Origin of the sequence: Solibacillus sp. FSL K6-1781 (assembly GCF_038630735.1) — a bacterium.
Lineage (GTDB): Bacteria > Bacillota > Bacilli > Bacillales_A > Planococcaceae > Solibacillus > Solibacillus silvestris.
Map to the genome: position 1 here is coordinate 1,770,914 of NZ_CP152038.1, position 24,979 is coordinate 1,795,892.

Annotated in this window: 25 protein-coding genes; 23 read left to right on the plus strand and 2 right to left on the minus strand. The window is 39.1% G+C overall.

The features are described from left to right. The 8 genes from MHH37_RS08720 to MHH37_RS08755 all read left to right on the plus strand — a co-directional run bounded on the left by MHH37_RS08720 (window position 1) and on the right by MHH37_RS08755 (window position 8,550). Window positions 1-1,545 carry a response regulator gene (locus MHH37_RS08720; protein WP_342575909.1) on the plus strand — a complete coding sequence of 515 codons (1,545 nt, stop codon included), beginning with the start codon at window positions 1-3 and terminating at the stop codon, window positions 1,543-1,545. A 231-nt stretch (window positions 1,546-1,776) separates the two neighbouring features. Continuing rightward, the gene (kduI, locus tag MHH37_RS08725) at window positions 1,777-2,607 is read left to right on the plus strand and encodes a 5-dehydro-4-deoxy-D-glucuronate isomerase (RefSeq protein ID WP_342575910.1); all 831 of its coding nucleotides are present in this window, start codon (window positions 1,777-1,779) and stop codon (window positions 2,605-2,607) included. A 19-nt stretch (window positions 2,608-2,626) separates the two neighbouring features. Then, window positions 2,627-3,409, plus strand: a complete 783-nt coding sequence (gene kduD / locus MHH37_RS08730) for a 2-dehydro-3-deoxy-D-gluconate 5-dehydrogenase KduD (protein WP_342575911.1) — start codon at window positions 2,627-2,629, stop codon at window positions 3,407-3,409. 75 nt (window positions 3,410-3,484) lie between these two features. Further along, entirely contained in the window at window positions 3,485-4,339 is an 855-nt protein-coding gene (locus MHH37_RS08735) for a sugar phosphate isomerase/epimerase family protein (protein ID WP_342575912.1), read from the plus strand. 151 nt (window positions 4,340-4,490) lie between these two features. After that, complete coding sequence (ugpC, locus tag MHH37_RS08740; RefSeq protein ID WP_342575913.1) at window positions 4,491-5,591, plus strand: sn-glycerol-3-phosphate ABC transporter ATP-binding protein UgpC; 1,101 nt, start codon at window positions 4,491-4,493, stop codon at window positions 5,589-5,591. A 117-nt stretch (window positions 5,592-5,708) separates the two neighbouring features. Next, a complete protein-coding gene (locus MHH37_RS08745; protein WP_342575914.1) occupies window positions 5,709-6,653 on the plus strand; it encodes a sugar kinase in 945 nt (314 codons plus the stop codon). An 8-nt stretch (window positions 6,654-6,661) separates the two neighbouring features. Next, window positions 6,662-7,276, plus strand: coding sequence for a bifunctional 2-keto-4-hydroxyglutarate aldolase/2-keto-3-deoxy-6-phosphogluconate aldolase (locus MHH37_RS08750; protein ID WP_342575915.1), 615 nt, complete (start codon window positions 6,662-6,664; stop codon window positions 7,274-7,276). A 284-nt stretch (window positions 7,277-7,560) separates the two neighbouring features. Next, window positions 7,561-8,550, plus strand: a complete 990-nt coding sequence (locus MHH37_RS08755; protein WP_342575916.1) for an HD domain-containing phosphohydrolase — start codon at window positions 7,561-7,563, stop codon at window positions 8,548-8,550. A 318-nt stretch (window positions 8,551-8,868) separates the two neighbouring features. Here the strand turns inward: MHH37_RS08755 and hmpA are convergent, their stop codons facing one another. Further along, entirely contained in the window at window positions 8,869-10,029 is a 1,161-nt protein-coding gene (gene hmpA / locus MHH37_RS08760) for an NO-inducible flavohemoprotein (RefSeq protein WP_342575917.1), read from the minus strand. A gap of 244 nt (window positions 10,030-10,273) precedes the next feature. On the opposite strand from hmpA, the gene MHH37_RS08765 reads away from it, so the two are divergent. From MHH37_RS08765 to MHH37_RS08825, 13 genes are all read left to right on the plus strand, one after another. Continuing rightward, window positions 10,274-10,723 carry an Rrf2 family transcriptional regulator gene (locus MHH37_RS08765; protein WP_179946239.1) on the plus strand — a complete coding sequence of 150 codons (450 nt, stop codon included), beginning with the start codon at window positions 10,274-10,276 and terminating at the stop codon, window positions 10,721-10,723. Window positions 10,724-10,774: 51 nt separating this feature from the next. Beyond that, window positions 10,775-11,521: an SDR family NAD(P)-dependent oxidoreductase gene (locus MHH37_RS08770; protein WP_342575918.1), complete on the plus strand. Its 747-nt coding sequence runs from the start codon at window positions 10,775-10,777 to the stop codon at window positions 11,519-11,521. Between the two features lie 247 nt (window positions 11,522-11,768). Then, window positions 11,769-12,983 carry an argininosuccinate synthase gene (locus MHH37_RS08775; RefSeq protein WP_340735035.1) on the plus strand — a complete coding sequence of 405 codons (1,215 nt, stop codon included), beginning with the start codon at window positions 11,769-11,771 and terminating at the stop codon, window positions 12,981-12,983. A gap of 87 nt (window positions 12,984-13,070) precedes the next feature. Then, the gene (gene argH / locus MHH37_RS08780) at window positions 13,071-14,444 is read left to right on the plus strand and encodes an argininosuccinate lyase (protein ID WP_342575919.1); all 1,374 of its coding nucleotides are present in this window, start codon (window positions 13,071-13,073) and stop codon (window positions 14,442-14,444) included. A gap of 122 nt (window positions 14,445-14,566) precedes the next feature. After that, window positions 14,567-16,180, plus strand: a complete 1,614-nt coding sequence (locus MHH37_RS08785) for an MFS transporter (protein ID WP_342575920.1) — start codon at window positions 14,567-14,569, stop codon at window positions 16,178-16,180. Window positions 16,181-16,458: 278 nt separating this feature from the next. Continuing rightward, complete coding sequence (locus MHH37_RS08790) at window positions 16,459-17,610, plus strand: toxic anion resistance protein (protein ID WP_342575921.1); 1,152 nt, start codon at window positions 16,459-16,461, stop codon at window positions 17,608-17,610. A 330-nt stretch (window positions 17,611-17,940) separates the two neighbouring features. Further along, entirely contained in the window at window positions 17,941-18,237 is a 297-nt protein-coding gene (locus MHH37_RS08795; protein ID WP_008407820.1) for a hypothetical protein, read from the plus strand. A 75-nt stretch (window positions 18,238-18,312) separates the two neighbouring features. Continuing rightward, window positions 18,313-19,227 carry a DMT family transporter gene (locus MHH37_RS08800; protein WP_342575922.1) on the plus strand — a complete coding sequence of 305 codons (915 nt, stop codon included), beginning with the start codon at window positions 18,313-18,315 and terminating at the stop codon, window positions 19,225-19,227. Window positions 19,228-19,274: 47 nt separating this feature from the next. Then, entirely contained in the window at window positions 19,275-20,432 is a 1,158-nt protein-coding gene (locus MHH37_RS08805; protein WP_342575924.1) for a M20 family metallopeptidase, read from the plus strand. Beyond that, window positions 20,422-21,150, plus strand: a complete 729-nt coding sequence (locus MHH37_RS08810; RefSeq protein WP_342575925.1) for an NAD-dependent protein deacylase — start codon at window positions 20,422-20,424, stop codon at window positions 21,148-21,150. Before MHH37_RS08805 ends, MHH37_RS08810 begins: the two co-directional genes overlap by 11 nt. Before the next feature lie 364 nt (window positions 21,151-21,514). Then, complete coding sequence (locus MHH37_RS08815) at window positions 21,515-22,018, plus strand: GNAT family N-acetyltransferase (protein ID WP_342575926.1); 504 nt, start codon at window positions 21,515-21,517, stop codon at window positions 22,016-22,018. Window positions 22,019-22,197: 179 nt separating this feature from the next. Further along, window positions 22,198-22,620 carry a hypothetical protein gene (locus MHH37_RS08820; protein ID WP_342575928.1) on the plus strand — a complete coding sequence of 141 codons (423 nt, stop codon included), beginning with the start codon at window positions 22,198-22,200 and terminating at the stop codon, window positions 22,618-22,620. A gap of 216 nt (window positions 22,621-22,836) precedes the next feature. Then, window positions 22,837-23,250 carry a hypothetical protein gene (locus MHH37_RS08825; protein WP_339264427.1) on the plus strand — a complete coding sequence of 138 codons (414 nt, stop codon included), beginning with the start codon at window positions 22,837-22,839 and terminating at the stop codon, window positions 23,248-23,250. Between the two features lie 153 nt (window positions 23,251-23,403). On the opposite strand, the gene MHH37_RS08830 is transcribed toward MHH37_RS08825, so the two are convergent. Then, the gene (locus MHH37_RS08830) at window positions 23,404-23,874 is read right to left on the minus strand and encodes a DinB family protein (protein ID WP_342575929.1); all 471 of its coding nucleotides are present in this window, start codon (window positions 23,872-23,874) and stop codon (window positions 23,404-23,406) included. Window positions 23,875-24,158: 284 nt separating this feature from the next. Between MHH37_RS08830 and MHH37_RS08835 the strand changes: the two genes are divergently transcribed. Continuing rightward, complete coding sequence (locus MHH37_RS08835) at window positions 24,159-24,629, plus strand: GNAT family N-acetyltransferase (protein ID WP_342575931.1); 471 nt, start codon at window positions 24,159-24,161, stop codon at window positions 24,627-24,629. A gap of 120 nt (window positions 24,630-24,749) precedes the next feature. Beyond that, window positions 24,750-24,965: a hypothetical protein gene (locus MHH37_RS08840; RefSeq protein WP_008408990.1), complete on the plus strand. Its 216-nt coding sequence runs from the start codon at window positions 24,750-24,752 to the stop codon at window positions 24,963-24,965. Window positions 24,966-24,979: the final 14 nt, after the last annotated feature.

Sequence of the window (24,979 nt, forward strand, 5' to 3'; positions counted from 1 at the left end):
ATGTATAAAATAATCGTAGTAGAGGATGATCGCATTATTCGTCGAGGCATTTGTCAGACGATTCCATGGGGAGAGAATGGAATAGAAGTGGTAGGAGAAGCAAGTGACGGGGAAATGGCACTTGAACTGATTGCACAGCATCAGCCGCATCTCGTCATTTCAGATATTAATATGCCTTTTTTAAATGGGCTCGATATGGCGCGTCAATTAAAGGAAATCAGTCCGCAGACAAAATTTATATTTTTGACGGGTTATGAGGATTTTAGTTACGCACAGCAGGCGGTACAGTTAAAAGCATTCGATTACTTATTGAAACCGGTCGATTCGGAACTGCTGCTGGAAAAGGTGAAGGAAGCACTCGCGGAATGGTCCGAAACGTTTTCGAATGAACAATTGCTGGTAGAGTCGCGTGCAATACGCCAGCAGAAATTTTTCAAGCAGCTCATGACGGTTGGTGAAACGGAGACCGATATTGAAAAAGGGCTTGCTGAATTGGATGTTCACTTGGACGGGACATATTATTCTGCCATTATTGTGCATGACGGATGTGAAGGAAAGCTGCAATCGTCGCTTGATAAAGAAATTGTTCTGAATACATCAACGCAGATTGATCAAGACAAATTTCATCTATTATCTGTCACGGACAATGAATGGGTGCTGCTGATCGGTCATGATGAAACGGTGGAAGCTGTTGGCCTGGCAACCTTTTTGCTTGAGCAGCTGCCGGATGTGACATTGGCGTATGGGCGTCCGTATACGAATTTGTTTGAAATTGGCCGTTCGTTTGTCGAGGCTAAAATGGCGTTGGATTTGCGCTATATTCTGGGGACTGGCAAACTGTTTTCAATCGATGAAAAAGTGACAAGCGGCGAGCAATCAGCGGAAAGTTTAAAAGCGATTGATACGAAACTGATTGCACAGATTAAGCAAGGGGTTCCGGAAAAAGTGGAGGAATTGCTTGAAGAATTTCATGACGCAATCATCGACTATCAATCGCTGTCTCTAGCAGTTCTGAAAGTGATGACGTTGAAATATGCGACGCTGTTATCATTTGAAATCGACCGCTGGAGTAAAGACGAAGCATCGACCTATTCCGCTGATGTATATCAGGCTGTTATGGAAATGAATTCACTGCACGACATGATGCAAATTATCCGGGAGCTTATTCAACAGTGGTCGGAAATTCTTTATCAAAAAGAGGAAAGTAAGTTTAAAAGCCATGTTGATTTGGCAATCCACTATATGAATGAATATTATTCGGACAGCAACTTAACATTGCAGAAACTGGCTAAAATGATTCATGTAAGTGCACCGTATTTAAGCAATCTGTTTAAACTCGAAAAAGGGTTTAATTTTGGCGATTATTTATTGGAATTACGCATGAAAAAAGCGATGGAACTGCTGCGAGAAGAAAGTTTGAAAACTTATGAAATTAGCGAGCAGGTAGGGTACAGTAATCCGCAATATTTCAGCATTTGTTTTAAAAAATACACGGGCCATACACCGGCCGAATTTAAAAAGAAACTGAATCCGAACGTCAGCTAGCGGTTAAAGATGCCGCTAGCTTTTTTTATAGCCCGGGCTGAAGACGAGCTTATGTGTACAAATATTTAAGAAAAGCGTTTGATATTTTAAGGACATCCTTACGTAACATTGTAAACCCTTACATCGTTTTTTATAATCGGGTTGTAACAATATTCAGAAAACAATAGCGAAACATAGGGATCACAGACCTGAATGATTAAAACTGTTTATTAACCGGAGGAGGTAGTCAAAATGGAAACACGTTATGCCAATCATCCTGAAGAGATTAAACGCTATAATACGGCCGAATTGCGTCAGCATTTTTTAGTGGAAACACTTTTTGAACTTGGAAAGGTACATTTAACATATACACATGTCGACCGTATGATTTTTGGCGGGGTGACACCAGCTGATACGGAACTGACGATTGAACTGGATAAAGATTTGGGCGTGAGTTACTTTTTAGAACGCCGTGAACTGGGCATCATCAATATCGGTGGTGATGGGGTTGTCGTATTGGATGGTATTGAATATGACATGCAGCGCCGAGACGGTTTATATGTTAGCCGTGGTACGAAACAAGTGCTGTTCCGATCAAACGATGCGGCAAATCCGGCGAAATTCTACATCAATTCCACACCGGCGCACCATACATATCCGACGGTGAAAATTGATATTAACAACATCAAACCGTTAGAAGCAGGTGCACCAGGTACATTGAATGAACGGAAAATCTATCAATATATTCATCCGAATGTTTGCGAGAGCTGTCAGTTGCAGATGGGCTTGACGATGCTATCACCTGGCAGTGTATGGAATACAATGCCTGCTCATACACATGAACGTCGTATGGAAGTGTATTTATACTTTGATATGGAAGCGGATACACGCGTTTTCCACTTTATGGGCCAACCGGACGAAACACGTCATCTTATTTTAAAAAATGAACAGGCGGTCATTTCCCCGAGCTGGTCGATTCATACAGGCACAGCGACAAGTAACTATACATTCATTTGGGGAATGTGCGGCGAAAACATTACGTATGACGACATGGACCATGTGAAAATGGAAGATTTACGATAAGCGAATGGAGGAACAATAGATGACACAGGATGTAGCCGGTTTTTCATTGGATTACTTTAGCTTAAAAGGGAAAATTGCGATTGTAACAGGCGGCAATAAAGGATTAGGTCAGGCATATGCGGTCGCATTGGCAAAAGCGGGTGCAGATATTTTTGTCATCGCACGCAGCGCAGACTGGAGTGAAACAGAACGTCTTATCAACGAAACAGGCCAAAAAGCAACATTTTATCAGGCTGATTTAAGCGATCGTACGGTCATCAAGCCAGCTGTAGAAGCTTGCCTGCAAGAGTATGACACAGTGGATATTTTAGTGAATAATGCCGGTACGATCCGTCGTTCACCATTATTGGATTACGAGGAGCAAGACTGGGATGCGGTTATGGAAATTAACTTAAACTCCCTCTATCTGTTAAGCCAGGAAGTCGCGAAAGTAATGGTAGCAAAAAAGAGCGGGAAAATTATTAATATCGCCTCAATGCTTTCATATCAGGGCGGCAAATTTGTTCCGCCATATACAGCGAGCAAACATGCCGTTGCCGGTTTGACAAAGGCATTCGCCAATGAACTGGCAGAGCATAATGTGCAGATTAACGCGATCGCTCCAGGCTATGTGGCGACAGATAATACGGCACCAATTCGCCAGGATGAAAAGCGCAGTGCGGAAATTTTATCCCGTATTCCTGCAGGACGTTGGGCTTCGACTGCAGACTTGATGGGATCGGTCGTTTACTTGGCAAGCCGTGCTTCGGATTATACGAACGGTCATATTTTAGCTGTTGATGGCGGCTGGCTGGCAAGATAACGACTAAAATTAATACGAAATCATAAGCCGTATCACGCTATGCTGATACGGCTTTTACTAAAGGATGTGGGGACAATGAAAGTAAATTTAGGTATTCGTGCACATGATGTGGAAGCAAAAAACATACACGAGCTTGCTGCAAACGTAGCGCAAAGAGGATTTTCTGCAGTCCAGCTTGCACTTGCAAAATCCATTACGGAATTTTCAACAAGTACAGGTTCATTATCACCAGGGTATGGCTATTATGTAAAATCGATTTTTCAGCAGCATGATATTCGGATCGCTGTTTTAGGCTGTTACATTAATATGATTCATCCGGATTTACCTGAAAGACAGAGGCAGCTCGATCGTTTTAAAGAGCATATCCGTTTCGCACGTGATTTCGGCTGTACTATTGTCGGAACAGAAACGGGCAGTGTTATTCCGTCACTCGGTTACAGCAAAGATAATTTTACTGAGGAAGCTTATATAGAAGTGGTTAAAAGTGTGCGTGAGCTCGTAGAAGAGGCCGAAAAGTTTGGTATCATCGTCGGGGTTGAAGGCGGAATCAATCACCCGATTCATACACCGAAACGGATGAAGCGATTACTGGAAGATGTACCGTCTCCTAACCTGCAAGTCATTTATGACCCAGCGAATTTTATGAGCTTGGATAATGTCCATGAACAGCATTCTGTCATGGAGGAAGCGTTCCAATTATTCGGTGAACGGATAGTTATTGTTCACGCAAAAGATTTTATCGTAGACAATGGAGAAATTACGATGGTACCAGTTGGGACTGGACAGCTGGATTATATATATTTGTTGCAACGACTGAAGAAGGAGAAGCCGTTCATCAATATTCTTTTGGAAAATACACGCGACCCCCATCTTACCGACAGCATTCGTTATATACAAGGACGGTATGAACAAGCTAAAAGAGTGCAGTAAAGAACGAAATAGCACATCATACGCCATATATTATAAGATTTTATACAATTATCTAAAAATTTTAAATTATTTCTGAAAGCGTTTTCTATTACTATTAAATTAAGAAGCACATTAGCAATGTTCACATGGAAACGATTGAGGGGGTAAGGAAATGGCAGAATTAAAATTAAATAATATTTATAAAATTTATGATAATAAAGTAACCGCTGTTGATAATTTTAACTTGCATATCGAGGATAAGGAGTTCATCGTGTTTGTAGGTCCTTCGGGTTGCGGTAAATCGACAACTTTACGGATGATGGCAGGCTTGGAGGAGATTTCAAAAGGGGATTTCTATATTGATGATAAGCGTGTCAATGATATCGCACCAAAAGACCGTGATATCGCCATGGTATTCCAAAACTATGCGCTTTACCCGCATATGACGGTTTATGATAACATTGCGTTTGGTTTAAAATTACGGAAGTTGCCGAAGTCGGAAATCGATGAGCGCGTGCGCAATGCGGCGAAAATTTTAGGTATTGAAAATTATTTAAATCGTAAACCGAAAGCTTTATCGGGTGGGCAAAGACAGCGTGTTGCATTGGGCCGTGCCATTGTGCGGGATGCGAAGCTGTTCTTAATGGACGAACCGCTGTCAAATCTCGATGCAAAGCTGCGTGTACAAATGCGTGCAGAAATTATTAAGCTGCACCGTCGTATCGGTACAACGACTATTTACGTAACACATGACCAGACAGAAGCGATGACGATGGCGAGCCGTATTGTCGTAATGAAGGACGGGATTATTCATCAGGTAGGGGCACCGAAGTATATTTATGATAATCCGGAAAATGTATTTGTTGGCGGCTTTATCGGTTCACCTTCCATGAACTTTTTAGATGGTCGGGTAGAAGATGGCTATTACCAGCTGGGTGACAGAAAAATAATTATTCCGGAAGATAAAATGACGATGCTTCGTCAGCAAGGCTATGTCGGGAAGGAAGTTATCTTAGGTATCCGTCCAGAAAGCTTTTTCGTAGGGGAAGAGACGGCGGAGCTTGATCCTTCTGTTGTGTCTCAATACGAAATAGAAGTTGCGGAGTTAACCGGCTCTGAAATTATGCTGTATTTCAAAATCGGGGACCAGGAAGTTGTCGCATTGACAGATGCCCAACAAACAATTGAAGCAGGACAAAAAGTTAATTTTGCAGTTAATACGAATAAAATGCACTTCTTTGATAAAGAAACAGAAATACGTATTCGTCAATAACGGAAGCAATAGAGAAGCTTTTAATTTAATAGAAGAAATGAGGCTGTCCAAAAGTCATTTACTTTTAGGACGGCCTTTCTTTCAACAATTACTTGTATGAAAGCAGGGGGAAAGCTCGTGGAACGAAACTATATTTTCACTTTAGGGGATGCACTGATCACATTTAATCCGGTGGCTACAGGTCCGTTACGTTATGTTGATTCATTTGAACGCAAGTTAGGCGGGGCAGAACTGAATTTTGCCATTGGCTGTGCCAGATTAGGGCTTCCCGTCAAATGGATGAGCCGATTAGGCGGGGATGAATTTTCGAAATATATTTATAATACAGTGCGCGGTGAGGGCATCAATATGGATTATGTGGAGCATGTGTCCGGCTATCCGACATCACTTAATTTTAAAGAAATATGGGAAAACGGCTCTGGTAAGACGTTTTACTACCGCTATCAGTCACCGATTTTAACGATGACCGAAGAGGATATTGATGAATCAATGTTCGATGATATTGCGTATGTTCATCTGACGGGCGTGTTTTTGGCCATTGCACCGCAAAACCTGCAAATTGGACTGTCCATTTTACGAATCGCAAAAGCAAAAGGCATTCCGGTTTCTTTTGATCCGAACATCCGCTTGAAGCTTTGGACATTGGAGCAAGCAAGGGCTGCATATTTTGAGATTTTCCCGTATGTCGACATTTTATTAACCGGGCTGGACGAAATCGAGATGATTATCGATTCTATGCCATTTGAACAGTTTGTTGCACAGTATAATATCTCCGAACTTGTCATAAAGGACGGCGCGAATGGTTCGAAAGCTTATGTAGATGGACACTGGCATAATGCCGAACCTTTTATCGTCAAACCTGTCGATACGGTTGGTGCCGGAGACGGGTATGATGCGGCCTATATTTACGGTCTAATGAACGGTTATGACGTGGCCGAGCGTCTGCGCTTTGCGAATGCTGTTGGTGCGATGGTAACAACGGTAAAGGGAGACAATGAAGGCTTGCCGGAATATACGGATGTGGAAGTATTTTTAGGACAGAAAACGTTAGTCGAAAGGTAAGGGGTCCGATGAAAAAATATGAAGTGATACACCAACTGAAAGAGCATAAAATTGTAGCGGTCATTCGCGGAAACTCGGTGAACGAAGCGACAGAGATAATTCAAGGCGCTGTACAGGGAGGAATCCGCCTTATAGAACTTACATATACAACACCGTTTGTTCAGGACGTATTTCAGGAGATCCGCTCTTTAGATGCGGTCATAGGCGCTGGAACCGTTCTGGATTCGGAAACGGCACGACATGCAATTTTATGCGGAGCGAAATTTATTGTCAGCCCAAGCTTTAATGCGGACATTGCAAAATTATGCAACCGCTACGGCGTGCCCTATTTACCGGGGTGTATGACTTTAAATGAAATAATAACGGCATTGGAAGCAGGCTGTGATATCGTAAAACTGTTCCCGGCGAACCATTTCTCACCCGACTTTATCCGAACGGTGAATGGACCGTTGCCTCATGTGGAAATAATGCCGACAGGCGGGATAAACGCCAACAATATGCAGGAGTGGCTCGAGGCAGGTGCTGTTGCTGTAGGCATTGGCAGTGATTTAACGAAGGCCTATGCAAAAGGTGGATTAAATGCTGTTGTAGCTGCGAGTCAGGAGTATTGTGGGAAGCTATGATTTGGAGCTTCAATTTTTGACCCCCTTATTGTATGTGAACTGTTGTTTTAATTAGTCATTTTCTAATCCTTGCGGGTTGTAAAAATTCATAAACTGTTTACATTTAGTTAAAAAATATTGAGATATTAAGAAAGCGATATAATGAGTGGGAAAAGTGTCTTTTTTCACGAAGAACAAGGGCGCATTATTATTGTTTTATCAGTATAATATTTCCATATATTCGTTTGAGTGTAAGAAGTTCACGCGATGCTAAGCAAGAACTCAAATGGAACAGGGGGAAATTTATGAAAACAACGCTGCAGTTACCTTTCCAGCTAAAAGGCTTTTTGGAATTGGGAGATGCTGTACTGATCACAGACAGTAACCATATTATTATGGATGTCAATGACACATATCAAAAGGTAACCGGTTTTGAAAAAAGTAAAATAATCGGTGTGAAAGCAGGTTTTATTAAATCGAATCTTACGAATAAAGAAACATATTGTTCAATGAAAGATTCCCTAAAGCAACAGATCCCTTGGTCGGGAATTTTTGTGAATCGAAAGAAATCGGGGGAACTCTGGCATTCGTCAATTACAATCACTCCTTTCAAGATAGGGAATGAATTATATTATATTGGTATTTTTCGCGCGTTAGAGCAGTTGGAAGAAGGGTTATATATATCGGAAGACAAAAAAATTGAAGTGCAGAGAGAGCTTTTGAAAGTGCTGGCCATCTCTTGTGAAATTCGTGATCCCGGAACGGAAGAGCACTTGATAAGAGTACAGGCATTAACGGAAAAACTTTTGAAAGCATACAATGAGAAAAATAACCTTCAATTAGAACCTAATTATATGAACAATGTAATTCATTCTAGTATATTGCATGACATCGGAAAAGCGGGTATGCCAGAAGGAATTTTATATAAACCTGGAGCATTGTCCATTTACGAAAGAAAAATAATTGAAATGCATCCGTTAACAGGTGCCGATATTTTAAATAAAATGTCGAAGGAAATCAATTATGATTTTATAAAGAGTATGGAAGTGGCAGAAAATATTATTTTGTATCACCATGAAAAATGGGATGGGACAGGCTACCCTTTCCAGTTAAAAGGTGAGCAGATTCCTCTTGAGGCGAGAGTCGTATCGATCGTCGATGTGTTTGATGCGTTAACGACGCGCAGACCGTATAAAGATTCTTGGCCAGAAGGAAAAGCACTGGCATTTATTGATGAAAACAAAGGGAAACATTTTGACCCGTTAATTGCGGAAACATTTATCAGCCTGTTTTAAATATGGGTCAGGTATTAAACCGGACTCATTACTTTTAAGATGAAATTTTTTAATAGTGTTGCTAACATATTAGAAGTTCTCGGCAGCTTATTAGAAGACCTCGACCACTTATTTGAATATTGACGACTTATATTAGAAGATCGGTGTTTTATTAGAACTTTTTCGGGTTTATTAGAACATCGCACCAATTTATTAGAAACACAGAAACATAGTAAGTAAATAGTAGTGAAAGGGGAGGAAAACAAAAAACCAGTCCCCGGTGTGGCTACCGGAAACTGGCTGTTTCTTCTTCATACTATATAAAAGCTTTACTATAAATTAAGCTGTCTTCTTAATCTGCAACGCCATCGCTGCACCGAAGAATTCATAATGAATCTTCTCAGCTGGTACACCGAGCTCAACTAAGTATTGGATCACCGTTTCCATGAATACTGTTGGACCGCATACATACACTTCTGTACCAGGAACTAAAAATTCCTCGATTTGCGCTTTTGTAATATAGCCGTCTATATCTGAATAAACCGCTTTATATTTACCGTCTGTCGCTGCAACTTTTTCTTCGATTGTTTCTTTAAATGCCGCTACATTTTTGTTGCGAGCACATTGAATAAATGATGCTTGGCGACCTTCCATTGTTTTCAGCATTCCTTGTAATGGCGTTACACCAACACCACCGCTGATAAATAGAACAGGGCTTTCATTTTCCACTAATGTGAACACACCTGCAGGAGCACTTACATCCACTTTAATGCCGATTTCTGCGTTATGAAGGAAGTTGGAAACAATTCCGTTCGGTGTTACATCATCTTCACGTTTTACAGATATGCGGAAATAATCTTCCGAACCGTCTGTTAATGTATATTGGCGGTTCATTAAGTATTCTTCACCAGGTACTTGTGTACGTAATGTAATGAATTGACCAGCTTTAAAGGCAGGCAGTTTTTCGCCGTTAACTGGTTTTAAGTAGAAAGATTTGACTGCTTCGCTTTCTTCCACAACTTCTGCAATTTTAAATTCTTTGAATGCGCGCCATCCTCCAGCATTTTCTGCTGCTTTGTATAAATCTTCTTCAACTGAAATGAATACATCTGCAATGACGCCGTATGCTTTACCCCAAGCGTCGATAATTTCATCTGTTGCCGCATCTCCAAGAACTTCTTTAATCGCTTCTAATAAATATTTGCCGACAATCGGATAATGCTCCGGTAAAATACCTAAACTTACGTGTTTATGGGCAATTTGAACAACAGCCGGTACGATTGCCTCCAAGTGATCGATGTGAACTGCTGCTGCATAAACCGTGTTTGCTAAAGCTGTTTGCTGACGATCTTTCTTTTGGTTTGTATGATTGAAAATGTTCAGTAATTCCGGGTTTTCTCTGAATAGGTTTGAATAGAAAGTTTTAGTAATCGCTAATCCGTGTACCTCCAATACAGGTACTGTTGATTTGATTGTATCAATTGTTTGTTGTGCTAACATACATTGCACGTCCCCTCAAAATTGGTTAGTTTATTTCTTGCACCATCAATATACTGCTAAAAAAAATTTAAAGCAATATCAAAAATACATCTTTAACAGATCTGTCACAAACATATATAAAAAATACATCTTTAACAAATTGGACACAAAATATTATAATGAATTCATCGACAAACATAAGCCGTTCTATTCGAACATTTTATTTAAAATGTTATACTTAAGTTGAAGAAAGATGGTGAACAGCGTGCGGTTAACAGTATATACAGATTATTCTTTACGTACGCTCATGTATTTAGGTGTACGGGGCAGAGAAAATTTAGTTACGATTCAGGAAATTGCAGATGCGTATCAGATTTCCAAAAACCATTTAATGAAGGTTACGCATGATTTAGGAAAACTTGGCTATATTGAAACGATTCGCGGACGTGGTGGCGGTATTCGTTTGGCAGTGGAACCTGAACAAATTAATATTGGTGAAGTCGTGCGCAAAACGGAAGATGACTTCCACTTAGTTGAATGTTTTAATCCGGAAGGGAACCTTTGCAAAATATCACCCGAGTGCAGGCTGAAATTTGCTTTACAGGAAGCATTAAAAGCATATTTGGCTGTGCTTGATACCTATACATTGGCGGATGTGCTCGTATCGAAAGACATTTTAAGTGAATTATTCGGCATTACCCAAACTAGTAAATAAATATTTACTAGTTTTTATATACATAAAAATAAGAAAATAAAGAGGGAAGCTATGAAAAAGACAGTTTTTATTACAGGTGCGACAAGCGGTATTGGACGCATCATAACAGAAATGTTAGTAAAAAAAGGACACACCGTTTATGCAACTGGAAGAAATGACAGTGCCATCAACTATTTAAATGGGATCGGAGCGGTTGCCTACAAAGCGGATTTAACAATTCCATCTCAGATAGATGAAGTCGTATCGCAATTGCCGCCAATCGATATCGCGATTTTAAATGCCGGATTAGGCTACTTTGAAAGTGCGGTTGATTTAGCGGACCGGGAAATCGAACAAATGTTAGATGTGAATGTACGTGCGCCGATTTACTTGGCAAAACGTCTCGCACCGGCAATGATTGCAAAGAAGAACGGCCACTTTATCTTCGTTGGTTCACAGGCGGGCAAGGTCGCAACGAAAAAAGCAAGTGTATATGCAGCGAGTAAACATGCAATTACCGGCTTTGTGAATGGCCTTCGACTGGAGCTGGCAGAATATAATATACATGTTACGGGGATTTATCCGGGACCGATCGATACACCGTTTATTCAGAAAGCCGATACAACGAATGCTTATAAGGAAGCAATCGGAAAATTTCTGCTACCGCCTGAGAAAGTCGCAAAAGAAGTTGTCGATGCAATCGAGAAACGTCCGCGCGAAGTGAATCTGCCCCGTATTATGAGTGTAACGAGTAAATTATATGCAGTAGCACCAGCGCTTGTTGAGTTTGTCGGCAAAGGTTTCTTTAATAAGAAGTAAGTGTGAGAGCATTCGATTTTTCAGTCATAAAAATAGAATTGCTCTCTTTTATAATCTGCTGCAATTAATAGCATATTTATGCATGAACGAGAGCTTGTGAAAACTTCACGAATGAATGTTTTTAGATTGTATCAAAAAGTGAAAAAATTTATATAAATGCAGTTGCGTTTATTTTTATAACGTGTTACTATTCGTGTATAAACTTTTAATTAAATGTATAAACATACATCATTTGGGGGCAATTAACATGGCGAACAAGAAAGTCGTATTAGCATATTCAGGTGGTCTTGATACATCAGTAGCAATTCCGTGGTTAAAAGAACAAGGTTGGGACGTAATCGCAGTATGTCTTGATGTTGGTGAAGGTAAAGACTTGGAATTTATCCGTAATAAAGCACTTCAAGTAGGTGCTGTTGAATCATATATGATCGATGCTAAAGATGAGTTTGCAGAAGACTTTGCATTAATTTCACTACAAGGTCACACTTGGTATGAGCAAAAATATCCATTAGTTTCTGCATTATCTCGTCCATTAATTTCTAAAAAATTAGTAGAAATCGCAAATGAAACAAATGCCGATGCAGTAGCACACGGTTGTACTGGTAAAGGGAATGACCAAGTACGTTTTGAAGTATCAATTAAAGCATTAAATCCGGATCTTGAAGTATTAGCACCTGTACGTGAGTGGGGCTGGAGCCGTGACGAAGAAATCGAATATGCAGCAAAACACGGTGTTCCAATTCCGGCAACTCTCGATTCACCATTCTCGATTGACCAAAACCTATGGGGCCGTGCAAACGAAGCGGGTGTCATGGAAGATCCTTGGGTTGCACCACCAGAAGAAGCTTACGGTTTAACAGTTTCATTGGAACAAGCACCGGATACACCGGAATATGTGGAAATCGAATTCGTTGAAGGAAAGCCTGTTTCAATTAACGGAATTCAAATGAAACTAGCAGACTTAATTCAAGAATTGAATAAAATTGCGGGCGAACACGGTATTGGCCGTATCGACCACGTTGAAAACCGTCTAGTTGGTATTAAATCTCGTGAAGTATACGAAATTCCAGGTGCGAAAGTGTTATTAACAGCGCATAAAGAATTAGAAGATATTACATTAGTAAAAGAATTGGCGCATTTCAAACCAATCATTGAACAAAAACTATCTGAAATCATCTATAACGGTCTTTGGTTCAACCCAATCCGTACAGCTCTTGAAGCATTCTTAAAAGAAACGCAAAAGTATGTAAACGGAACAGTTCGTGTAAAACTTTACAAAGGTCATGCGATTGTTGAAGGACGTAAATCTCCAAATTCTCTATACTCTGAAGAATTGGCGACATATTCAAAACATGACCAATTCAACCACGCTTCTGCTGTAGGCTTTATCGAATTATGGGGTATGCCAACAGTTGTAGCATCAGAAGTAGCAAAAAGCACAAAACAAACAGTAAATAAATAATTAGATATACGGTTAATGAAGTGAGCGATTCGGAACCCGAGTCGCTTCTTCTATTATGAGGAACATAAGTTGAGGAGTGAAACTACTATGGCAAAATTATGGGGCGGTCGTTTCCAAAAGTCTGCAGAAAGCTGGGTTGACGAGTTCGGGGCATCGATTGGCTTTGATCAGCAGTTAGTATTGGAAGATATTGAAGGATCTGTAGCGCATGTCACAATGCTTGGAGCACAAAATATTTTACCAAAAGAAGATGTCGAGAAAATTCTGGATGGTCTGGCACAATTAAAAGTAAAAGCCGAAGCAGGTGAACTGGAGTTTTCAGTTTCAAATGAAGACATCCATTTAAATCTTGAGAAGATGCTGATTGATTTGATTGGTCCTGTTGGCGGGAAGCTGCATACTGGACGCTCACGTAATGACCAAGTAGCAACAGATATGCACTTATTTTTAAAGAAACGTATACCTGAAGTGATCGGATTAATCGAACATTTCCAAAAAACGATTATCGAGCAGGCGGAGCAGAATGTGGACACGATTGCTCCTGGCTACACGCATTTACAGCGTGCGCAGCCGATTAGTTTTGCCCACCATTTAATGGTGTACTTCTGGCAGCTGCAACGTGATAAAGAGCGTTTTACAGAATCAATGAAACGTATTGATATTTTACCTTTAGGTGCCGGAGCGATGGCAGGTACAACATTCCCGATCGACCGTCTAAAATCGGCTGAACTGCTTGGATTTGCTGAAGTATATGCCAATTCAATGGATGCGGTAAGTGATCGTGACTTTATCGTCGAATTTTTATCGAATTCAGCACTATTAATGACACACTTATCACGTTTTGCGGAAGAAATCATTATTTGGTCGACAGATGAATTTAAATTTATCGAGCTGGATGATGCGTTCTCAACGGGTTCATCCATTATGCCACAAAAGAAAAACCCGGATATGGCAGAGCTGATCCGCGGGAAAACAGGCCGTGCATACGGGAACTTAATGGGGCTGTTAACAGTTTTAAAAGGTACGCCATTAACATATAACAAAGATATGCAGGAAGACAAAGAGGGCATGTTCGATACGATGGAAACCGTATTAGGCTCACTGAAAATCTTCGAAGGTATGGTTCGTACGATGACGGTCAACAAAGCGCGTCTACACAGTGCTGTACATTCAGACTTTTCAAATGCGACAGAGCTTGCGGATTATTTGGCGACAAAAGGAATGCCGTTCCGTGAAGCACATGAAGTAACAGGGAAGCTTGTATTTACATGCATCCAGCAAGGAATTTACCTACTGGATCTGCCATTGGAAGAAATGCAGAAAGAATCTGCGTTAATTGAAGAAGATATTTATGCAGTACTTGCACCGGAAGCTGCTGTCAGCCGACGTAATTCATTGGGCGGTACAGGTTTTGAGCAAGTAGCACTTCAAATTCAAAATGCGAAACAGCTATTAGTTTAACAATGGATGTCCTGTAAAAATTTTTACAGGACATTTTTGTTCCTTTTTTTGGTACTTTTTCTTAGTCAATTTCAAAATTAGCAGTATAATAATAGGTAACTTAAAAAGAAAGGTGTCTTTTTATGACGAATGCGAAGACTTCACAAACATGGGTGCTTACTTTATTTGCACTGGGCGTATTTATGGCGGCACTTGACAATGGGATCATCAGTGCAGCTCTCACTACGATCAACAACTCATTCAATGTTGAAGCAAACTGGGGAGCTTGGGGTGTCACGTTGTATACTCTTGGCTTGGCAATCAGTGTCCCGATTGTCGGGAAACTCTCGGACCGTTATGGACGCAAAAAACTGTTTATTGTTGAAATTGCGTTGTTTGGTCTTGGATCTCTGCTCGTTGCACTTAGCCCGAACTTTACGTTTTATTTAATTTCCCGCTTTATCCAGGCAATGGGAGGCGGCGGAATTTTTATTATCGGTACTTCATATGTCGTGAGTACACTGCCAGCAGAAAAGCAAGGGAAAGCATTAGGATTGCTTGGCGGGATGAACGGGGTTGCCGCAGTGTTAGGTCCGAATATCGGAAGTGTCATTTTGGATCTCACAGGCAGCTGGCATTGGCTGTTTTTAATCAATGTGCCGATCGCAATTTTTCTTGTGATCATGGGTTTTCTCAAACTGGAAGAAACGAAAGACGCAGCACCTGGCAAGCTCGATATGACCGGTACGGTACTGCTTTCCATTGCAATTTTAGGAATTATGTACGGACTGACTAATATTGAGGGCATCAACTTTTTCAGCTCGTTAATCGAACCAACCGTATATCCTTATTTACTAGCTGGAATTATTGTTCTTGTTATCCTTTATTTCTATGAAACTCGTCTTGAGCGTCGTGGAGGAGACCCGATTTTACCGGTAGCGTTAATGCGTCAGCCTACTTATTTACTGACATTGCTGCTAGGTCTTCTATCTGGTGCAATGCTTGCTGCTATGATTTTCATTCCGGCCTTTTCAGAACAAGTATTGGGTATTAAATCCGAACATGCGGGTTACTGGATGACACCACTTGCACTAGCTGCAGGTATTGGGGCAGCGGTTGGCGGTATTCTAGTCGATAAACGTGGCCCGGTATTAGCTGTTCTGTTTTCCGGTCTCGTTGCTGCTATTGGCTTTTTCCTGTTCCCGACATGGATTGATGCAAAATGGCAGTTCGTCATTGCATCTGTAATTGGCGGTGTCGGCATGGGTGTTCTTCTAGGAGCACCACTGAACATTTTGGCAACCGAAAAACTCGAAGCAAATAAAGGGACGGCATTAGCGTCACTCTCATTAATTCGAACAATCGGGATGACGATTGCGCCGACAATTTATGCAGGATTTATCGCGCGCGGATTCAGCGAAATCCCATCACTATTTAAAAACGATTTCCAAGGAATTTTGCAGCAAAATGTACAACAGGCAAATTTATCGGAACAGGCAACTGCAGAACTTGCTCAAGTGGGCAGTCAGTTCGCTGCGGGCGGTCAGTTTTCCGAGGAACAAATGATGACGGTCGTTCAAAATATCCAGGATCCGACGTTAAAAGAAGTCATTTTGAATTCTGTTAATGAAGTAACGGTCATGGCAGCGCAAAACGGCTATGGCGGACTATTTTACTCGGCAGTCATAATTGCCATTTGTATATTTGCATTAGGACTGATTTTAAAACCGATTCGAAAAAAATCATTGGAAATATAAAAAATTGTTTTAGGTTGAACGATTTGGGGTAATTTATCTTTAGACTCATGCAAAGCTTGTGTGGGTGTGAAGTCTCTCCCCCAATAGTAGACTTACAAAAAGTGTCCTTTTGCGCATAAAAGGGCATTTTTTGTTGTCTAAAAGCGGTGCGTTTATTTTCCGGTAGGCTCAAATTAGAATAATCACAATGTTTTGCGTTATAATTAGCAACAACAGCATGAAACTTTTCATGAAAATTTACGTAAATACTAGTAATACATAGAATGGGGGAATCGTACATGGCTGAAAATCCATTATTTGAAGATTTAAATAAACGTGCTGAGCAAGAGCCGGCAACAACAACTGATATGATCGAACAACCACAAAAACAACTCGTTTCGCAACAGGAGCTTTCTCAAATCCGCCAGCGTCAGGAACAGTTAAAACAACAGCCGCAAGTTCAACAGCTTGCAGAAAAAATTGACGTGAAAAATCAAATTGCCGTTCTCGAATTCGGTAAAGAAACGGCTCAGGGTATTTCAACATTTTCGGACCGTATGCTCGCAACGATTAAACAGAGCAACCTGGAAAAGTCGACAACATTACTCAACAATCTAAATAAAATTATGGACCGTTTTGATCCTCAGGATTTCCAGGAAGAGCAGAAAAAAGGCTTCCTGAAAAAACTGTTTTCAAAAAGCAAAGAGCAGTTGGAGCGCATTTTATCCAAATACGATACGATGAATAAAGAAGTCGATGTCGTTTATAACGAAATTCAGAAGTACGAAGTGGAAATGAAACGAAATACCGTGCAGCTTGAACAAATGTATGATGAGAACCTCAACTACTTCCATACTTTAAGCGAGCACATTGCGGCAATCGATATTAAAGTAAACGATTTGCGTCAGCAATTGCCAGCATTATCGGCAAAAGCGGATTCCGGTGACCATGAAGCGATCATGGAGCTTGAAACGGTTACACGCGGAATCGAGTTGCTGGAGCAACGAGGCTACGATCTTGAAATGGCTCAGCAAGTATCATTCCAGTCGGCACCGCAAATTCGTTTAATGCAGCAAGGCAACAACCATTTAATCGGGAAAATTAACTCCGCATTCGTGACGACAATTCCAATTTTCAAACAAGGTCTGATCCATGCCGTAACAATGCAACGACAAAAGCTTGTTTCCGATTCGATGGCTGAACTGGACCGTCGAACAAATGAAATGCTTGTACGAAACGCGGAAAATGTGCGACAAAATTCGGTGAACATTGCGCGTCAGGCAGGCAGTCCGAGCATCAAAGTCGAAACAATCGAAACAACGTGGAAAACGATAATTTCCGGTATTGAAGAAACAAAACAAATTCAGGCAGAAACAGTGCGCAATCGTGAAGAAGGACGTAAGCGTATTGAACAATTGCAGCTTGAGTATGAGAAATTAAAAAGTATGTAATAAAATAATGCAGGCATCGAGTATCTTTTGCTCGATGCCTTTTATCATTTTTTGGAACACTGACTTGTTTTTTGAAGATGTGAATCTTTTATTATACTCAATAATAGGAGGGCTGGGGGCAGCCATCTAATGTGGTATACACCTATTATCCGATAAATATATATTCAAAAATACGGATTAACATACAATTTAAAAGCTTGTTATATTAAGCATATAAGCCGTCTAAAATTTCTTTCTGGTGATTAATTAGGGGTGAATTTGGTGAAATTGGGTAAATAACAATAAAAGAAGATTTACACAAGTATTGCCAAGAGGGAAAGGAAGACAACGATGGAAAAGAACTTAATGAAAATCGACGAATTTCTTAAAATGCCGAAAAGTGTTATACGCAGAGCAAATGAACGGGACGTATTGAGTATAAAGAATGAATTGCTTATTTTAATGAATGAAAAAAGCGATTTGTATGATAAAGCGCATATTCGAAAATTAATTAATGAAATCCAATTTTTAAATGTGTTTGTTGTAAAGGATGATTTTGATAAAACCGTATTTTCCTACGAACCTCCAAAGTACGCATCACCCCGTGTAACGATTAAAGAAAGTGGCTGGATTGAGCTAATCAAATAATAAGTACTATTTTCCCAACAATGGAATCATGATAAAATTTTATTATGAATAGAACGTTGGAAGAAGGTAGTATTTGTGGAACGTCTGAAAGGCATAGCGATGATTATAGTAGGCTCGATATTTTGGGGGGCTACTGGTCCGATGATGGAATGGCTCCTGCAACAAACAGCCATGACCGCCGAATTTATGCTTGCTGTAAGATTAATGATTGCAGGCATCTTAATACTTGGCATTGCAGCTATGCAGAAAAAATCGATATTCTCGATTTGGAAAAACCGGAACTATTCGGTACAATTACTTATTTTCAGTGTGATTGGAATGGTAGGTTTACAATTTACGTTTGTAAAATCGATTGAAGTGAGCAATGCGATTATTGCAACACTGTTGCAGTTTTTGGCGCCAATCTTCATCGTTATCTATACATCGGTCGTTGGGAAGGTTCTTCCTCCACGCAGTCAACTGATCGGTATTTTCGGTACGCTCGTCGGGCTGTTTCTATTGCTGACAAATGGCTCTGTTTCAGGGTTGCTTGTGAGCAATGAAGCGCTTGTTTGGGGACTGCTGTTAGGATTTACGTATGCATTTTATACATTGTATCCTGCTCGGCTAATGGCTGAAGTAGGGGTCATCATCATTATTGGCTGGGGTATGATCATAGGCGGGCTTATGTTCTCGGTAGCGGGTCAGCTTTGGAAAACAGAACAATGGCTGTTACTGCTGGATCCGGTAAATGTATTTCTTATTATTGCTACGGGTATTTTTGGATCCTTCGCCTATATTTTATTTTTAACAAGCCTGAAATACATATCTCCAGTTGAAACGAGTATTTTATCGAGTTTCGAACCGTTGACGGCAATGGTGATTTCCGTTGTCTGGCTCGGTGCAACTTTGTATAGCTGGCAATATGTCGGTATTTTTTTAATGCTTGTTTTTGTTGTCTATTTATCAATTGCCGGGAGCAAAAAAGCAACTCTTCGAATGTCTAAGTGAATGTCACTTAGGCATTTTTGGGTATAGAAAACGAAGGAGGCGTTGTTATGGAAGCATTCGATTTTTTTACATTGCATGAAAAGGATATTAAAGACGATATTAAACGCTTAGTATTAGCTGATTCCCCATCACAGAATAAAGAGTTGCTTGATCTGTGCAAAGATGTGATCCAATCGATGTTTTATGACTATTTTCATGTGAAAGCTACGGAATATGCGATGGAGCATAACGGCAATCATCTCCGTTTTGAAATGGGCGAAGGGACCGAACAGATATTAATGATTGGTCATTATGATACCGTTTGGGATCAGGGAGCTTTGCGATACCGGGAAGAAGAAGATAAAATTTTTGGTCCTGGTATTCTGGATATGAAATCAGGTCTCGTCAGTGCTATTTGGTTTTTTAAATATGTTCAAAAAATGAATCTGCCTTTGAAGCGGCGGGTTGTTTTTTTCCTGAACAGCGATGAAGAAATTGGAAGCCCTACATCCAGAGCGCTAATCGAAGAAGAAGCAAAAAAGTCTGTGGCGGCTTTTATATTGGAGCCTGCTGTTACTGTTTCGGGTGAACTGAAAATTGCGCGGAAAGGGACATCCAGGTATTTGCTGAATATTCGAGGACTAGCATCGCATGCTGGCAATAATCCGCGGGATGGTGTCAGTGCAATTACGGAAGCAGCAAGGCAAATCCTGAATATTGATGCACTGAACGATTACGAAAAAGGGACAACGCTGAATGTCGGTATGATCCAGGGCGGCGGTAAACTGAATGTCGTACCTGATGAAGCGCACGTAGGAGTCGATGTCCGATCGGTTACTCGCACAGAGCAGGAACGTATCGACGATTATTTCGAAGAGCTTAAGCCATATGATCAACGTACGAAAATTGAAATTGATGGCGGGATTAACCGGCCGCCGATGGAACGTGATGAAGACAGTGAAGAACTGTTCGAAATTGCGCAGGAAGAAGCGGAGGAGCTTGGTTTTGATGTGGAAGAAGCATCAGTCGGCGGTGCAAGTGACGGCAATTTCACATCGTTATACACGCCGACATTGGATGGCCTTGGACTAGTAGGGGACGGCATTCATGCAGAACATGAGCATATTGTAAAAGATCATATCATTGAACGTTTCGCGCTTTTGACGAATACATTGCTGGAAGTTGTAAATGAGATTGAGATGGAGGGAAATCAGGATGACGGCTGAAACACTGGCTCACTTGATGAAACAATCGAACCGTACAATAGTGCTGACAGGTGCCGGAATGTCCACCGAATCGGGCATACCGGATTTTCGCTCGTCAACAGGCTTATGGCGAAATATCAATCCACGTATTGTTGCTTCGACAGAAAGCCTGCAAAAGAACTATGAACAATTCCGCGAGTTTTACCAGACACGAATGAATGCATTGAACAACTGCAAACCCCATGAAGGACATCTTATTTTAGCGGACTTTGAAAAGCGCGGACTTGTTTCGCTTATTGCGACCCAAAATGTCGACCAGCTTCATCAGCAGGCGGGAAGTAAAAATGTAGCGGAACTGCATGGAAATATTGTAACAATCCGCTGCCAAAAATGCGGCAAGCCACATGCAAAAGAGCAATTTTTGAATAACAGTATTTGTACGTATTGTTCGGGAAAATTACGCCCGAATGTGGTGCTTTTTGGAGAAACATTGCCATCCGAGGCATGGGACCGCACGTTACATGAAATACACCAGGCTGACCTTGTCATTGTGATCGGCACAAGTTTGGAAGTCTACCCTGTCAACCAGTTGCCGAGCATGTCGAAAGGAAAGCTCGTCTACATCAACCGGGAGCAAACGTCCACCAGTCTACACTATTCGTTTGATTTAGTGTTGGAAGGATCGGCAGGGAAAATTTTAGCGGATGTTTATCAAGATTTGGGGGATTTCGAAAAGTAATAACAAAGCCTGTAATGATACTACTATAGGCTAAATAGTATAATAAAATAAAACCAGATCTTATATTTAGAGGATTTGAGTTTGATTATATATAGTATATAAAAATACATCCATTAAAGAGATAATGGATGTATTTTTTATTGTGGTATTTGAATAAACTCAACTAATTTTAATTTCAATAGTTCATCCTCCTATTCAATAGTAAAATATGTAAAATATACCTTTTGCGATTTCATTTTGGGGTGAATATTTGGTTCTCCATACTTATTCTATTCAAGGAGATATAATTAAACGGCAATCACTTAGAGAAATGGATATTTATGTTAAAATTAAATAACTTGTATTAGGAGGGGGAGATAAAAAAATGATAGAATTACGAAAAATATCAGGGGATAACATAGACGAAGTAATAACACTTGAAGTTGGAGAAAACCAGAAAGAATTTATATTAGAAACTACAAACCTCAAATGTTTTGCAGATGCACATATGTTGAATGCAGATGGCATACCAGCTACACCGCTAGCCATTTATGCTAATGATACTATGGTTGGATTTTTGATGTATATTTACGATACGATGGATCATGAATCATTTGAAAATGAAGCTTTTTATGGCAAGAAGGCGTATTTTATTTGGCATAATATGATTGATAAAAGTCAACAAGGGAAAGGATTTGGTAAACTGGCTTTTAAAAAGGTCTTGATAAATATTGGAACTATGCCAAATGGAGATGCTGAATATGTAGCCCTCTTTTATCATAAAAGTAATGTCCTAGCGAAAACATTATACGCTTCATTTGGTTTCGTAGATACAGGCATCATTCAAGATAATTCGATGTTGGCGGTTAAAAATCTAAAGGGAAAATAACGAAATACATAAGGAACCTTTTTAGATAGGGACGAATTGCTTATTAAAGTGGGGTTCTTCATTTTACAACCCTCTTAAAAAATAAAATAACTTTTTTAGTAATGTTATCAATTATATTATTCCTGTTTTTATTTACTAAAAACCTTTTAATTGTTAAAAATAATTAAGAGGTGATTTTTATGAAGAAATATATACTTTCGTTTTTAATCGTGATTTTAATAGCAACTACAGTAATTATTTTTTTAAATGTGAATAAATCTAGAAATCTCGAAATACATATTTTCGATACAGATAATTTAAGCGAAGAAATAAATCAAATCTCTGTTGTAGATAACTCTACAACTATTGGTAAGAGTATCAAAAAAGACAATCCTTTATTTTTGCCGCTAATAACTTTACTAACAGATATGGAATTTAGAAAATCTAACTTAAAATTCTCTTATAGTGAAGGTTACGACCTTTTGACTAATCACAATGGAAATTTTTATAGTATCCAAATCAACGAAAATGGACTTTTTAACATTGATGGTAAAGTCTATAAAATACAAAATAACGAAACCGTTAATGAATTATTTAATATATTAAAAAAGAGTACCCAGTAAAGTTTCTATTAAAAGTCAAGTTTTAATTATCTATACGTGTTTTAATAACAACAGAATATAATGTTACACATTGATTGTTCAAGACGGAATCCAACAGGGTTTCGTCTTTTTATTCCAAAATCGGGCCATATTGTGGAATAACATTCTTTATGAAATGTCAACACACGACGCTTTGGGAATGATTTATGATAGCATTTTAGTAAGAGGTGATAAATTTTGAATAAAATTAAACTTGGAGGAAATCAAGGATTTATTGAAATAAATTTAGGAAATACAATCGAGGGGCAAAACGAAGGAACCGTATCCATCCAAAGTGGAAATTACTATGTAATAAATGCAGAATTTTGGGTGTCATTAAATGAGTTGATTGTGTTATATGAAGAGTTACAAGAAGCTTATAAAATACTAAAAGGAAATATTGCCTTTTCGAATTTGGATGGAACATTGCAATTTACACTTCAATTCACTTCAGTTGGACAAATAAAGTGTGAAGGTCGCTTTCAAGAATTTCCGAGCCAAGAAACTAATCGTTTGAAATTCGAATTTATGATTGACCAAAGTCATTTGCCTGCAACACTATCAGATATGAAACCAATTGTCGAAGCATATTATATGCAACAAAAAATCTAAAGAATAATTCGTGACTTTTTAAAGGGGGAAGTTATTTACTTTTGTTTTGTATACGCTATAAATCATAATCGTTCGCTTTTCCTGTATTTGAAACATATAAACATAGTAACTAAAAAAGGTGTATCACATAAGTGATAACACCTATTGATAAACTCAATCCCAAACTCGTATTCTTGGAACATTTGCCTTTCTTAAGTAATCCAGCAATTGTCCGGTATGAACTGATTCATGATAGGCTATTCTTAACAACATGTCGCCTAAACTTCTTATGTAACCTGATTCGGAACGATCAATTTTAATGTTTATAAGGTCTATTTCTGAAAATGACTTGATACTTTCTAAGAATTGATTTCTATATGGTTCAGCAAAATTTAATTCAGCGTTTACAGTAGTAAAGGGTTGTTGTTCGAAAGGAGAATCGAATACTTCTAGACTTCCACGATTTTGAATAGCTAGGTGGTAATAATATTCACTTTCTAGAACATGCCTAATCATCTCTATACAAGTCATTGCTTCATCATCGGGTTTCCAATGTAATTTCTCTTGAGGAATAGAATTCCAAAGCTTAATACTTCTTCTTCGTACTTCATTGAAATTTAAAAGAATAAGTTCAATTGATTTCATAATTCACCCTCCATTTATTGATTTATCTTTAATATACAGGAATGGATGTTCGTAGTGAACAATTATTTTATCACATTTGCAAGTCATCAGAAATTATTCGTGTTATTCCACAATCGGGGAGATTTATCAATAAGAAAATCGCGTTTTTCCGTTATAGGGCCATTTTCTAGATTAACTTTTAGTAAGGATGAATTGGATATTTATGTTAAAATTTGATTAGGTTTGAATGTACTTAAACTATCACGCAGGATTGTGTAAGAAGTCAGTAAATTAGGAGAGTTATAATGCGATACATTATAAGGTTTGCAAATGAAAACGACTTGTCTGGTTTATGTAGTATTAGGAATAATCGAGATTTATTTATTCATTATCTAAAGAAATTTATGAATAAAGAAATTTATTTGCTAATTGCTGAACAAAATTCAATTATATTAGGTTTTGGATTGCTTAAGATTAAAGGTACATTACACCCCAAATTAAGCGACCTTTATGTAAAAGAGGAGTATAGGGGAAATGGTATCGGTTCAGATTTAATAAGATGCAGGGAAAATATCGCAAGGAATTTAGGTTATACGGAGATATATGTGAGTGTTGATCCAATAGAGAATCCTAAGATGGTTAAGTTAATTAAAAAGCACAGTTATGAAACTATATCAGAACCATATATAAAGAAAGCAATTTTTTATGATAGTGATGGATCTTCTTATGATAAAACTTACCAGAGAATTGATTTAAAGAAGAAGATATTGAACTAACGGTGGGCTGTTGTACTCTAATATGAGAGATCACCAAACGAAGCTTTGGGGCATTTTGAAGGGTTTACATTATAAACTGTTGAAATATTATTTTATGAATGGAGAAGGGAGGTACGAGCAATGCAAAAATCCATATGGTATTTTATTTTTGGTTTAATTTTAGTTTTGGTAAGCACGCCGTTAGCATATAGTGCTGTTGGAATTATTTATGCAGAGAGAAACTTAACAGGAGAGTATGTACCAATTTTAAATGGTTTCATCCATTCGTTTATGCTAATAGGGACTTTGATATTTAGTGTAGGCTTAATAAAATTAATTAAAATATCAAAAGCTTAAAATGTTTATACATA